This is a genomic window from Micromonospora sp. NPDC049529 (assembly GCF_055586685.1).
The window spans coordinates 410303-423630 of sequence record NZ_JBVJHT010000005.1 but is presented as its reverse complement, the minus strand read 5'-3'; the positions used below and the strand labels follow the sequence as shown (position 1 = coordinate 423630).

Here is a 13328-nt window from a genome sequence, read left to right as displayed (position 1 = left end):
GTCGATGGCTGCGGGCGGTCGGGCCGGCTACTGACCCGCTACCGGTGCCGCCTGCCGGTTGTACTCCGGCTTGTGCGGCGCGGTCGCCTCGATCGCCCATTCGAGCGCGTAGTCGGCGACCGCCTGCCAACCCGGCTGCCCGATCGTGAAGTGGGACCGGCCGGGCAGTTCGTGGTAGCCGGTGATCGCCCGGGACCGGCGGTAGCGGCCGGCGTTCTGCTTGTTCTGCGAAGCCGGCGCGACGTGGTCGGCACCCCCGGCGACGAAGAGCAGCGGCGCACGGTCGCTGTTGGCGAAGTTGACCCGGATCGCGGCCCGGGGGTTGAAGTTGGCCAGGGCGCTCTCCCAGAGCACTCCCCCGGCACCGGGCACGTGGTAGCGCCCGTAGACACGGTCGGATTCCTCGCGGCTCATCGTGTTGGTGAAGGCGTAGTGGAACTGCTCGGGCGTCAGCGGGACCGCCCTGCGCCGGTTGGCGAAGCTGCGCAGGATCGGGAACGCGACCCGCAGGCTGGAGAACGGCACCCGCAGCACCCCCTTGACCGGTGCGGAGTCGATCGCCACAGCCGCCGCCCCGAGCCCCCGGTCGGCCAGCATCTGGGTGAACGAGCCGCCGAACGAGTGACCCATGATGATCGGCGGCCGGTCCAGGTCCCGGATGATCCGGTCGTAGTGGTCGACGATCCGGGTGACGTTGAGACTCGCGATCGGGGACGGGTCCCGGCGAAGCTGCTCGACCTCCCCGTCCATGCCGGGCCAGGCGGGCGCGATGACCCGGAAGCCCGCGCGGGAGTAGTGGTCGACCCACTGCTCCCAGCTACGCGGCGTCATCCACAGCCCGTGGATCAACACGATGGTGTCGGCCGAGCTGCGATCGGCGGGACTGCTGCTCATGATTCCCTCCTGGCAGGTCGTGTGGGCCCGCATGGGCGAGCGCCGGGCGCTTACCCACCGTCCGACCCGTCAATCCGGCCCGCGCTCGGCAGCTCTTCCGCCGAGCGGAAGGAATGCCCGATATGGGATGTTTGGCGGTGTTAGGTTCAGGTTGAGATGCCGGCCCACCCACCGGTGAGCGGGCCGCCGGACGCCACCCTTAGTCTCCGTCCATGACCCGGTCACCAGGAGAGCCGAGCCTGGCCGCTGATTTCGCACCCGCGACGCAGGCCCAGTGGCAGGAGTTGGCGCTCGCCGTGCTGCGCAAGAGCGGCGCGGCCGACGAGAACACCGATCCCGAAGCGGTCGACGACCTGCTGGGCCGGACCACGTACGACGGCGTACGCGTCCTGCCGTTATACACCGCCGAGGACGCTCCGGCACCGGCCGGCCTGCCCGGACTACCGCCGTTCACCCGTGGCGGTCAGCCGACCGGACCAGTCCGCTCGGGCTGGGACGTCCGGCAACGTCACGCGGATCCGGATCCGGTCGCGACGAACGAGGCGATCCTGGCCGACCTGGAGAACGGCGGCACGTCGATCTGGCTGGCCCTGAGTCCGGGGGGCCTGGACCCGACGGCGCTGCCGGCCGCGCTCGACGGGGTGTATCTCGATCTGGTGGGGCTGGTGCTGGACGCCGGTCCCGCGAGCGAGCAGGCGGCTGCGGCACTGTTCGCGTTGGCCGATCGGGCGGATGTGGCTCCGGCGCGGTTGAGTGGGAACCTCGGTGCTGATCCGTTGGGTTGGCGGGCTCGTACCGGTGAGGTCGCCGACCTGGGGCTCGTCGCCACCCTGGGCGCCCGGTGTGCGGCCGGGTACCCCGGTCTGCGGGCGGTGACCGTGGACGCGACGGTCTTCCATGACGCCGGTGGTAGTGACGCGGAGGAGCTGGGGTGTTCGGTCGCGGCCGGAATCGCGTACCTGCGGGCGTTGACCGACGCCGGTCTCGATCCCGCCGCCGCTCTGGGCCAACTGGAGTTCCGTTACGCGGCGTCCGCTGACCAGTTTCTGACGATCGCGAAGCTGCGTGCTGCCCGGCGGTTGTGGGCTCGGGTGGCGCAGGTGTGTGGGGCGCCGGGCGCTGGTGGGCAGCGTCAGCACGCGGTCACGTCGGCGGCGATGATGACCGCTCGTGATCCGTGGGTGAACATGCTCCGTACCACCCTCGCCTGCTTCGCTGCCGGGGTCGGTGGTGCGGACGCGGTCACCGTGGCGCCGTTCGACGCCCGGCTCGGGTTGCCGGACGGGTTCAGTCGGCGGATCGCCCGCAATACCCAGTCGTTGTTGCTGGCCGAGGCGAACGTCGGCCGCGTTGTCGATCCGGCGGGCGGATCCTGGTACGTGGAGCGCCTGACCGAGGATCTTGCCCAGGCCGCCTGGGCATGGTTTACCGAGATCGAGCGTGCCGGTGGTATGGCTGCCGCCCTGGACAGCGGCCTGGTCGCCGACCGGTTGGCGGCGACGTGGGACCGGCGGGCGGAGAACCTCGCCCACCGGCGGGATCCGATCACCGGTGTGAGTGAGTTTCCGAACCTGGAGGAGCGTCGGCCGGTCCGCGCCCCGGCACCGGCGCCGCAGGGTGGTGGTCTGCCGTCGCATCGTTACGCCGAACTGTTCGAGAACCTGCGTGACCGGGCCGACGCCCACACGACGGCCACCGGCAGCGTCCCGACCGTGTTCCTGGCCACCCTCGGCCCGATCGCCGCGCACACCGGTCGGGCGTCGTTCGCGGCGAATCTGTTCGCCGCCGGTGGAATCGTCACGACCCGCAGCGGCCCCGGAACCGACCCCGACGAGATCGCCGCCGCGTTCACCGCCAGCGGTGCCACCGTCGCCTGCCTCTGCGGCACCGACAAGGCGTACGCGACGTTGGCTGCTCCGGTCGCGACAGCGTTGGCGGCCGCTGGGGCGCGGCGGGTGTGGCTGGCCGGTCCGCCCGGCGAGTGGGACGGTGTGGACTCCTACCTGTTCGCCGGCTGCGACGCGGTACGGGTAATCGACATGACGCTGGATGATGTGGGGGTGGCGTGATGATCCCGGACTTCTCGAACCTGGACCTCGGCACACCGGAACCGGTGGTGGACCGGACTCGGTGGGCGGATGCGGTCCGCGAACAGACGGGCACCGACCCGGAGGCGTTGGGGTGGGAGACCCCGGAGGGGATCACCGTTCCCCCGCTCTACACCGCCGCCGACCTCGACGGCCTGGACTTCCTGCACACCTACCCGGGCATCGCCCCGTTCGTGCGGGGTCCGTATCCGACGATGTACACCACCCAGCCGTGGACGATCCGCCAGTACGCGGGGTTCTCCACCGCGCAGCAGTCGAACGCGTTCTACCGGCGGAACCTCGCCGCGGGGCAGAAGGGCCTGTCGGTGGCGTTCGACCTGCCGACACACCGGGGCTACGACTCCGACCACCCCAGAGTCGTCGGCGACGTCGGCATGGCCGGGGTCGCGATCGACTCCATCCTGGACATGCGGGAGTTGTTCGACGGGATCCCGCTGGACCGGATGAGCGTGTCGATGACCATGAACGGCGCCGTCCTGCCCGTCCTCGCGTTATACATCGTCGCCGCCGAGGAACAGGGTGTGGCACCGGAGCAACTGTCCGGGACGATCCAGAACGACATCCTGAAAGAGTTCATGGTCCGCAACACCTACATCTACCCACCCGAACCATCGATGCGGATCATCTCCGACATCTTCGCCTACACCTCGGCCAGGATGCCCCGGTTCAACTCGATCTCGATCTCCGGCTACCACATCCAGGAAGCCGGCGCGACCGCCGACCTCGAACTCGCCTACACCCTCGCCGACGGCATCGAATACCTGCGCGCGGGCCGGGGCGCCGGCCTGCACATCGACGCCTTCGCCCCCAGACTCTCGTTCTTCTGGGCCATCGGCATGAACTTCTTCATGGAGGTCGCGAAACTCCGCGCCGCCCGTCTCCTCTGGGCCAAACTGGTCCGCGAGTTCGAGCCGAAGAACCCGAAGTCGTTGTCACTGCGGACGCACTGCCAAACCTCCGGCTGGTCGCTGACCGCCCAGGACGTCTACAACAACGTCATCCGCACCTGCGTCGAAGCGATGGCCGCCACCCAGGGCCACACCCAGTCCCTGCACACCAACGCCCTCGACGAAGCCCTCGCCCTACCCACGGACTTCTCCGCCCGCATCGCCCGCAACACCCAACTCGTCATCGCCCAGGAGTCCGGCACCACCGGGGTGATCGACCCGTGGGGCGGCAGCGCCTACGTCGAACGCCTCACTCACGACCTCGCCACCCGCGCCTGGGAACACGTCCAGGAGGTCGAGGCCGCGGGCGGGATGGCCGCCGCGATCAACGCCGGCATCCCCAAGCTGCGCATCGAGGAGGCGGCCGCCCGTACCCAGGCCCGGATCGACTCCGGCCGGCAACCCGTCATCGGCGTCAACACCTACCGCCCCACCACCACCGAACCCATCGACGTCCTCCGCGTCGACAACACCGCCGTCCGCGCCGAACAACTCGACAAACTCCGCCGTCTACGCGCCGAACGCGACCCGCAGGCCTGGGCCACCGCCCTCGACGCCCTCCGTAACGCGGCCGCCGCCGGACCGGCCGGCCAGGGCGACCTGAGCCGCAACCTGCTCGCCCTCGCCGTGGACGCCGCCCGCGCGAAAGCCACCGTCGGAGAGATCTCCGACGCCCTTGAGGATGTCTACGGCCGACACACCGCACAGATCCGTACGATCACCGGTGTGTACCGGAACGAGGCCGGCAACAACACCTCCATCGAACAGACCAGGGCCGCCACCGCCGCGTTCGCCGACGCCGAGGGACGCCAACCCCGGATCCTGATCGCGAAGATGGGTCAGGACGGGCACGACCGGGGGCAGAAGGTCATCGCGACCGCCTTCGCCGACCTCGGCTTCGACGTCGACGTCGGCCCGCTGTTCCAGACTCCGGCCGAGGTCGCCCGGCAGGCCGTCGAGGCCGACGTCCACATCGTCGGCGTCAACTCCCTCGCCGCCGGCCACCTCACCCTCGTACCGGCGCTGCGCGACGAACTCACGACGCTCGGCCGACCCGACATCATGATCATCGTCGGTGGCGTCATCCCCGAACAGGACTTCGACCCGCTCCGGGCCGCCGGAGCAGCCGCGATCTTCCCACCCGGAACCGTCATCCCCGACGCCGCACTCGACCTACTCACCGAACTCGCCAAACGACTCGGCCACCCGACCGCCGCATGACCCGATCGATGCCGGACGTCGACGACTACACCGCCGGGGTGCTCGCCGGCACACCCGCCTGGATCGCGCGGGCGATCACCCTGGTGGAGTCGCGGCGCGTGGACCACCGCGCGCTGGCCCAGCAACTGCTGGTCGCCCTCACCCCGCACTCGGGCAAGGCTCGACGGGTGGGCATCACCGGCGTACCGGGGGTCGGCAAGTCGACCTTCATCGACGCGCTGGGCAGCCACCTGACCGGCGAGGGGCACCGGGTGGCGGTGCTGGCGGTGGATCCGTCGTCGACCCGTACCGGTGGCAGCATCCTCGGCGACAAGACCCGGATGACACGGCTGGCCACGGATCCGGCGGCGTTCGTCCGCCCCTCCCCCACCGCGGGCACCCTCGGCGGCGTGGCGAAGGCGACCCGCGAGGCGATGGTCGTGGTGGAGGCCGCCGGTTACGACGTGGTGCTGGTGGAGACCGTGGGGGTCGGGCAGTCCGAGACCACGGTCGCCGAGATGGTCGACTCCTTCCTGCTCCTCGCCCTGGCCCGAACCGGTGACCAGCTCCAGGGGATCAAGAAGGGGGTGCTCGAACTCGCCGACGTGATCGCGGTCAACAAGGCCGACGGTCCGCACGCCAACGACGCCCGAGCCGCCGCCCGCGAACTGGGCGGGGCGTTACGGCTGTTGCGTACGGGCGAAGCCGGCTGGCAGCCGCCCGTGCTGACCTGTAGCGCACTGGAGGGCACCGGGCTGACCGAGGTGTGGGAGCACCTGGTCCGGCACCAGGAGACCCAACGCGCCTCCGGTGAGCTGGCCGCCCGGCGCCGCAGCCAGCAGGTGGGCTGGCTGTGGGCGATGGTCCGGGCGGGGCTCCTCGACGAACTGCGCGAACACCCGGCGGTGACCGCGCTCGCCCCGGACCTCGAACGTCGGGTCCTCGACGGCAGCCTCACCCCGACACTGGCCGCCGAGCGCCTGTTGGCCGCCTTCACCGGTCGCGCCTGAACCCGCCGGCTCAGCCGGGTAGCTGGGCGATGTGCCGGAGCTTGTTCATCGCGTCGAGTGCGGCGACCTTGTACGCCTCGGCCAGCGTCGGGTAGTTGAACACGGCGTCGACCAGGTAGTCGACGCTGCCGTTGCAGCCCATCACCGCCTGCCCGATGTGGACGAGTTCGGTGGCGTCGGTGCCGAAGATGTGCACCCCGAGCAGGGTCCGGTCGGATGGCGAGACGAGCAGCTTGAGCATGCCGTACGAGTCGCCGATGATCTGTCCTCGGGCGAGTTCCCGGTAGCGGGCAACGCCCACCTCGAACGGCACCCGCGCGGCGGTGAGCTCGTCCTCGGTCCGGCCGATGAAGCTGATCTCCGGAATCGAGTAGATCCCGATCGGCTGCTGCTGGGAGAGTTCCCGTACCGGCTCGTCGCAGGCGTGGTGTCCGGCCAACCGGCCCTGCTCCATCGAGGTCGAGGCGAGCGCGGGGAAGCCGATCACGTCACCGACGGCGTAGATGTGCGGTACGTCGCTGCGGAACCACTCGTCGACCTTGATCCGTCCGCGCGCGTCCGCGCTCAGTCCGGCCTGCTCCAGCGCGAGGGCGTCGGCGGTCCCCTGCCGTCCGGCGGAGTACATCACGGTGTCCGCGGCGATCCGCTTCCCGCTCTCCAGCACGGCGATCGCGCCGCGCGGGTGCCGTTCCACCGACGCCACCGCCTCGCCGAACCGGAACGTCACGGCGAGGTCCCGCAGGTGGTACTTGAGCGCCTCGACGATTTCCAGGTCGCAGAAGTCGAGCATCCGGTCGCGTCGTTCGACCACGGTGACCTTGGTGCCGAGCGCGGCGAACATCGAGGCGTACTCGATGCCGATCACGCCCGCGCCGACGACCACCATCGAGCCGGGCACCTGTTCGAGGTTGAGGATGCCGTCGGAGTCGACCACCGTACGTTCGTCGAACGCGACTCCGTCGGGGCGGGCCGGACGGGTGCCCACCGCGATCACGATCTTCGCTGCGGTGACCGCCGTCTCGCGTCCGTTGTGGTCGGTGACGATGATCGTGTGCGGGTCGGCGAACCGGCCGGTGCCGCCGATCAGCCGGATCCGGTTGCGGGACAGTTGGCTGCGGATGACGTCGATCTCGCGCTTGATCACGTGCTGGGTACGGGCGGCGAGGTCGGCCACCGTGATGTCGTCCTTGAGCCGGTAGCTCTGGCCGTAGGTCTCCCGCTGGCTGAGGCCGGTCAGGTAGAGGACGGCCTCGCGCAGCGTCTTCGACGGGATGGTGCCGGTGTTGATGCAGACGCCACCGACCATGTCGACGCGCTCGACGACGGCCACCCGCCGGCCGAGCTTCGCCGCCGCGACCGCCGCCTTCTGTCCGCCGGGACCGGAACCGAGTACGAGGAGATCGAAGTCATACACCGTCACAGTGTTTCAAGATCAGGTTTCTATTGACTATGCCGTACGCGAACGACCCTCATCTGTTGCCTCAATCGAGACGGGAGACCCACCCCACCACCCCTAGTGCGTCCTAGGAGGCTAGGTGAATGACGGAAGCGGGCGGCGGCGCGGGGGTGGGATGCTTTCCGACGAGTGTTCCCGACACGGCGAAGGGTGGGTACCCGGTGTTCCTCCGGCACCTCGAATACCTGACCGCACTGGCGCGGGAGGGCCACTTCGGACGGGCGGCGGCGGCCTGCTGGGTCAGCCAGCCCACGCTGTCGGACGGCATCCGCAAGCTGGAGGCGGAGTTCGGGGTGGCGGTGGTCCGGCGGGGAAACCGCTTCGAGGGCTTCACCCCGGAGGGCGAACGGCTGCTTGCCTGGTCCCGCCGGGTGCTCGCCGACCGGGAGCAGCTCCTGGCCGACTTCGGCCGGACCAGCCACGAGGGGCTGACCGGACAGTTGCGACTGGGTGCCGTACCGGCCTCGCTGCCGCCGGTCTCCCTGCTCACCGGCCCGTTCTGCGACCGCCATCCGGGGACCAGCCTCACCGTGCTCTCCCTGACCTCGGACGAGATCCTGCGCCGGCTGACCGACTTCGAACTCGACGCCGGACTCACCTATCTGACCGGCGAGCCGCTGACCGGATTCCGGACCGTCCCCCTCTACGACGAGCGGTACGTCCTGCTCACCACCGAGAACGGCGACTTCGCCGGCCGGACCGAGGTCGGTTGGGCCGAGGTGGCCCGGCTACCGCTCTGCCTGCTCACCCCGGACATGCAGAACCGGCGCATCCTCGACGGACTGTTCCACCGGGCCGGGGTCGAGGTCACCCCCCGGATGGAGACGAACTCGATCTCCACTCTCTGCTCGCACGTACGCGGTGGACGCTGGGCGAGCGTGATCCCGCAGGCCTGGCTCTGCCTGCTCGGCGTACCACCGGGCACCCGCGTGCTGCCGCTGACCGGACCGACCGCGACCAGCACCGTCGGGCTGGTGGTACTCGACCGCGACCCTCCCCCGCTGGTGGCCAGCGCACTGCTGCACGTCGCGGAGGGCCTCGACCTGCAACGCAGCCTGGACGACCTGGTCCCGGCCGGAACCTTCGCGGCCACCGGATCGAACTCCGTCGGCGACATTGGCACCGACCTGTCTCGATAGGTTCCGCCGATCGGCCGTTCGGGAACTGCTCATTGTGACCGGCGGGTACGCGGCGCAGGCTGGGACGTGTTCAGGAAGCGGCCACGGAAATCCACCCACCATCGGGCGACACCATTCCGCCCTTTCCATTTCCGGACCGCCGTCCGTCCCCATCGCAGTGAGAAGAGGAACCGCTCATGGCGAAAGTGCTGTGCGTGCTCTACGACGACCCGGTCACCGGATACCCGACTTCCTACGCCCGGGACAGTGTGCCGCAGATCAACCACTATCCCGGCGGTCAGACCGTACCGAGCCCGGAGAAGATCGACTTTACGCCGGGTGAGCTGCTCGGCAGCGTCTCCGGCGAGCTCGGCCTGCGGTCCTATCTCGAATCGCAGGGCCACACCCTGGTCGTCACCTCCGACAAGGAGGGCCCCGACTCGGTGTTCGAGCGGGAGCTCGCCGACGCCGAGATCGTCATCTCCCAGCCGTTCTGGCCGGCGTACCTGACCGCGGAGCGGATCGCCAAGGCGCCGAAGCTGAGGCTGGCCGTCACCGCCGGGATCGGCTCGGACCACGTCGACCTGTCCGCCGCGATCGAGCGCGGCATCACGGTCGCCGAGGTGACCTACTCCAACAGCATCAGCGTGGCCGAGCACGTGGTCATGATGACCCTGTCGCTGGTCCGCAACTACCTCCCGTCGCACCAGTGGGTACGCGACGGCGGCTGGAACATCGCCGACTGCTCGGCCCGCGCCTACGACCTGGAGGCGATGGCGGTCGGTACGGTCGCCGCCGGCCGGATCGGCCTGGCGGTACTGCGCCGGCTCAAGCCGTTCGACGTGGCGCTGCACTACACCGACCGGCACCGCCTCGCCCCGGAGATCGAGGCGGAGCTGAACCTCACCTGGCACCCGGACGCCGAGTCGATGGTCCGGGTCTGCGACGTGGTGACGATCAACTGCCCGCTGCACCCGGAGACCGAGAACATGTTCGACGACGCGCTGCTGGGCAAGATGCGGCGGGGGTCGTACCTGATCAACACCGCCCGGGGGAAGATCGTCGACCGGGACGCGGTGGTACGGGCGCTGGAGTCCGGTCAGCTCGCCGGCTACGCGGGCGACGTGTGGTACCCGCAGCCGGCACCGGCCGACCACCCGTGGCGGACGATGCCGCACCACGGCATGACACCGCACACGTCCGGCACCACGTTGTCGGCGCAGGCGCGGTACGCCGCCGGCACCCGCGAGATCCTGGAGTCCTACTTCCAGGGTCGGCCGATCCGGGACGAGTACCTGATCGTTGACGGCGGGAGTCTGGCCGGGACGGGCCAGCACTCGTACAGCGCGGCATAGGTCCCCCGCGCGGTAACCGCCCCGCGACGGCGTAGTCCGGTGGTCCCCCCGCCGGCCTGCGCCGTCCAGGGCGTCGGGCCCGCGACCGGACCTGCGCTGACCTGCCTGAAGAGGCATTTCGGCGGCTCGCCGGGCATAGACTGGGACGCATGACGATGGCCACGGTCAGGCTCACCCAGTACGCCCACGGTGGAGGGTGCGCCTGCAAGATCCCGCCGGGTGAGCTGGAGGAGATCGTCGCCGGCCTGACCCGCCCCGAGCCGCCGGTCGGCACCGAGACCGGCACCCTGCTGGTGGGGCTCGACGACGGTGACGACGCCGCCGTCGTACTCACCGGGGCCGGTGCGCTGGTCTGCACCGCCGACTTCTTCACCCCGGTCGTCGACGACCCGTACGACTGGGGTCGGATCGCGGCGGCGAACGCGCTCTCCGACGTCTACGCCATGGGTGGGCGGCCGGTGGTGGCGGTGAACCTGCTCGGCTGGCCGCGTGACGTACTGCCGTTCGACCTGGCCCGCGAGGTGCTCCGAGGTGGTCTCGACGTCGCGGCGGCGGCCGGCTGCCACGTCGCCGGTGGGCACAGTGTGGACGATCCGGAGCCGAAGTACGGCATGGCCGTGACCGGTCTGGCCGATCCGGAGCGGCTGCTGCGTAACGACGCCGGTCGGGCCGGCGTGCCGTTGACCCTGACCAAGCCGCTCGGTGTCGGGGTGCTCAACAACCGGCACAAGAGCACCGGCGAGGTGTTCCCGGAGGCGATCGCGCTGATGACCACACTCAACGCCGACGCCTCCCGCGCGGCGCTTTCGGCCGGCGCCGTCTGCGCGACCGACGTCACCGGCTTCGGCCTGCTGGGGCACCTGCACAAGCTGGCCAGGGCGAGCGGGGTCACCGCCGAGCTCGACGCGGCGGCGGTGCCGTACCTGGACGGGGCCCGCGAGTCGCTCGCGCAGGGTTACGTCAGCGGCGGGACCCGGCGCAACCTCGACTGGGTACGCCCGCACGTCGACCTCGACGCGGTGGACGCGGACGAGGCGCTGCTGCTCGCCGACGCCCAGACCTCCGGCGGGCTGCTGGTCGCCGGCGAGCTGCCCGGCCATCCGGTGATCGGGCAGCTCGTGCCGCGCCGGGGCGGCCACACTATCGTCGTACGCTGAGCCCGGCTATCCCCGCGCCCGCTGGCGGGCGGCCTCGTAGAGGACGACCGTGCCGGCCGCCGCCGCGTTCAACGAGCTGGCGGCGCCGGTGATCGGGATCCGGACGGTCCGGTCGGCCGCCTCCCGCCAGGCGCCGCTGAGCCCGTGGGTCTCGTTGCCGACGAGCACGACCGTGGGTCCGGTGAGGTTGTGTTCGGCGACGTCGACCTCACCGTTCTCGTCGGTGCCGACGATCTGCACCGGCAGGTTCCGGCCGCGTAGGGCGGCCACCCAGTCGACCACCTCGCGGTGGGTGGCGACCCGGACCACCGGGGTCGCGAAGAGCGAGCCGGTGCTGGCCCGGACCGCCTTCGGGTCGTAGGGGTCGGCCGCATGTCCGGTGATCACGACTCCGCTGGCGCCGAACGCGTCGGCGGAGCGGACCAGGGTGCCGATGTTGCCCGGTGTGGTCGGCCGGTCGAAGACCACCGCCAGCAGGTCGGCCCGTTCGGGCAGGCGGTCGAGGCGGTCGGGGGGCAGTTCCACGACGGCGAGCAGTTCCGGTGACTCGTCGTCCTTGCCGCCGAGTTCGCGCATCAGCTCCGGCGCCAGCACCACCCGGGTGGCGTCGACCCGGTCGAGCAGGTCGCGGCCCCACCGGGACAACCCCTGGCCGTACGGGTGCAGCAGGGCCCGGATGGTCCAGCCGTGCTGTACCGCCAGGGTGATCGGGCGTACCCCCTGGACCAGGAACTCGCCCGCCCGCTGGCGCTTGGTGCGGTTGGTCAGCAGCGCCTGCCACTGCTGGAAGCTCGCGTTCCGGGTCGTGATCTTCAACGTCTTCGCCACGCTGTGGACTTGCCTCCTCGCCGGCGCCCCCGACCGCGTCCGTCGCGCGGGTGCCGGGTGGCGGCATGCCGTCGCAGCTGACCCTACAGCGGGCGTGCCGGGGCAAGGCGTCAGCGGCGCCCGTTGCGGGCGCCGGCCACCGAGGCTTGTCAGTGACGAACCCCTATTGCATACTGTACTCCCCATAACGCATACAGAAGCCTGGTCTTTTTGTGTGCGCTCGAAGGGAGCAGCCCGTGCGAGTCGCAGTGCTCGGAGCCGGCGCCATCGGCGCCTACGTTGGCGCGGCCCTCTGCCGTGCCGGAGTGGACGTCCACCTCATCGCCCGCGGTGCGCACCTGGCCGCCCTGCAACAGAACGGAGTTCGGATCCTCAGTCCCCGAGGGGACTTCTCGGCACATCCGCACGCCACCGACGACCCGGCCTCCGTCGGGCCGGTGGACTACGTGTTCCTGGGCCTCAAGGCGCACTCGTACGCCTCGGCGGGGCCCCTGCTCGCCCCGTTGCTGGGGCCGCACACCGCACTGATCGCCGCGCAGAACGGCATTCCGTGGTGGTACTTCCACAAGCTGCACGGGCCGTACGAGAACCAGCGCATCCAGGCGGTGGACCCAGACGGGCAGACCTCGGCGGTGATGGAGCCGGAGCGGGCCATCGGTTGCGTGGTCTATCCGGCCACGGTGATCGAGTCACCCGGAGTCATCCGGCACCTGGAGGGGACCCGGTTCTCGATCGGCGAACCCGACGGGACGATCTCCCGACGCTGTACGGAGTTCAGCGCCGCGATGATCGCCGGCGGTCTCAAGTGCCCGGTCGAACCGCGCCTGCGGGACGACATCTGGATCAAGTTGATGGGCAACGTCTCCCTGAACCCGATCAGCGCCCTGACCCGGGCGACGATGATCGAGATCTGCGAGAACCCGGGCACCCGCCAGGTGGTCGCGCAGATGATGGAGGAGACGCTGGACATCGCCGCCCGGGTCGGCAGCAACCCGGAGATCTCCATCGCCAAGCGGATCGACGGTGCGCAGCGGGTCGGCCACCACAAGACCTCCATGTTGCAGGACCTGGAGGCGGGCAAGGAACTGGAACTCGACGCGATCGTCGCGGCCGTGGTGGAGATGGCCGACATCACCAGCGCCCCGGCACCCACGCTGCGTACCGTCTATGCCGCCACCGAACTGCTGGCCAGGTCCGTGGCCCGGCGTACGGCGGCACCCAGCGTGAACGCGGCCTGATCCACCGGCCGCCGATG

10 protein-coding genes are annotated in these 13328 nt (G+C 70.4%); 7 read left to right on the top strand and 3 right to left on the bottom strand.

What is annotated here, in order from left to right; all coding sequences use genetic code 11:
* Window positions 1-27: 27 nt before the first annotated feature.
* Window positions 28-894 (bottom strand): alpha/beta hydrolase, encoded by an 867-nt coding sequence (locus ACZ6QQ_RS11305; protein ID WP_465875839.1) that lies wholly within the window; start codon window positions 892-894, stop codon window positions 28-30.
* A gap of 212 nt (window positions 895-1106) precedes the next feature.
* Between ACZ6QQ_RS11305 and ACZ6QQ_RS11300 the strand changes: the two genes are divergently transcribed.
* Genes ACZ6QQ_RS11300 through meaB form a run of 3 tightly spaced genes read left to right on the top strand, consistent with a single transcriptional unit; the run spans window position 1107 to window position 6159 of the window.
* Window positions 1107-2963 carry a methylmalonyl-CoA mutase family protein gene (locus tag ACZ6QQ_RS11300; RefSeq protein ID WP_465875838.1) on the top strand — a complete coding sequence of 619 codons (1857 nt, stop codon included), beginning with the start codon at window positions 1107-1109 and terminating at the stop codon, window positions 2961-2963.
* Window positions 2963-5170 carry a methylmalonyl-CoA mutase gene (scpA, locus tag ACZ6QQ_RS11295; RefSeq protein ID WP_465875837.1) on the top strand — a complete coding sequence of 736 codons (2208 nt, stop codon included), beginning with the start codon at window positions 2963-2965 and terminating at the stop codon, window positions 5168-5170. The genes ACZ6QQ_RS11300 and scpA overlap by 1 nt, the downstream gene beginning before the upstream one ends.
* Window positions 5167-6159: a methylmalonyl Co-A mutase-associated GTPase MeaB gene (gene meaB, locus ACZ6QQ_RS11290; protein ID WP_465875836.1), complete on the top strand. Its 993-nt coding sequence runs from the start codon at window positions 5167-5169 to the stop codon at window positions 6157-6159. Before scpA ends, meaB begins: the two co-directional genes overlap by 4 nt.
* A 10-nt stretch (window positions 6160-6169) precedes the next feature.
* Here meaB and sthA read toward each other — a convergent pair whose 3' ends face one another.
* Complete coding sequence (gene sthA / locus ACZ6QQ_RS11285) at window positions 6170-7573, bottom strand: Si-specific NAD(P)(+) transhydrogenase (RefSeq protein WP_465875835.1); 1404 nt, start codon at window positions 7571-7573, stop codon at window positions 6170-6172.
* A 203-nt stretch (window positions 7574-7776) separates the two neighbouring features.
* On the opposite strand from sthA, the gene ACZ6QQ_RS11280 reads away from it, so the two are divergent.
* From ACZ6QQ_RS11280 to selD, 3 genes are all read left to right on the top strand, one after another.
* Window positions 7777-8754: a LysR family transcriptional regulator gene (locus tag ACZ6QQ_RS11280; RefSeq protein ID WP_465875834.1), complete on the top strand. Its 978-nt coding sequence runs from the start codon at window positions 7777-7779 to the stop codon at window positions 8752-8754.
* A 176-nt stretch (window positions 8755-8930) separates the two neighbouring features.
* Entirely contained in the window at window positions 8931-10088 is a 1158-nt protein-coding gene (locus ACZ6QQ_RS11275; RefSeq protein WP_465875833.1) for an NAD-dependent formate dehydrogenase, read from the top strand.
* Between the two features lie 149 nt (window positions 10089-10237).
* Window positions 10238-11245: a selenide, water dikinase SelD gene (selD, locus tag ACZ6QQ_RS11270; RefSeq protein ID WP_465875832.1), complete on the top strand. Its 1008-nt coding sequence runs from the start codon at window positions 10238-10240 to the stop codon at window positions 11243-11245.
* Window positions 11246-11251: 6 nt separating this feature from the next.
* Here selD and ACZ6QQ_RS11265 read toward each other — a convergent pair whose 3' ends face one another.
* Window positions 11252-12073, bottom strand: coding sequence for a TrmH family RNA methyltransferase (locus ACZ6QQ_RS11265; RefSeq protein WP_465875831.1), 822 nt, complete (start codon window positions 12071-12073; stop codon window positions 11252-11254).
* Between the two features lie 236 nt (window positions 12074-12309).
* Between ACZ6QQ_RS11265 and ACZ6QQ_RS11260 the strand changes: the two genes are divergently transcribed.
* Window positions 12310-13311 (top strand): 2-dehydropantoate 2-reductase, encoded by a 1002-nt coding sequence (locus ACZ6QQ_RS11260; protein WP_465875830.1) that lies wholly within the window; start codon window positions 12310-12312, stop codon window positions 13309-13311.
* Window positions 13312-13328 lie beyond the last annotated feature (17 nt).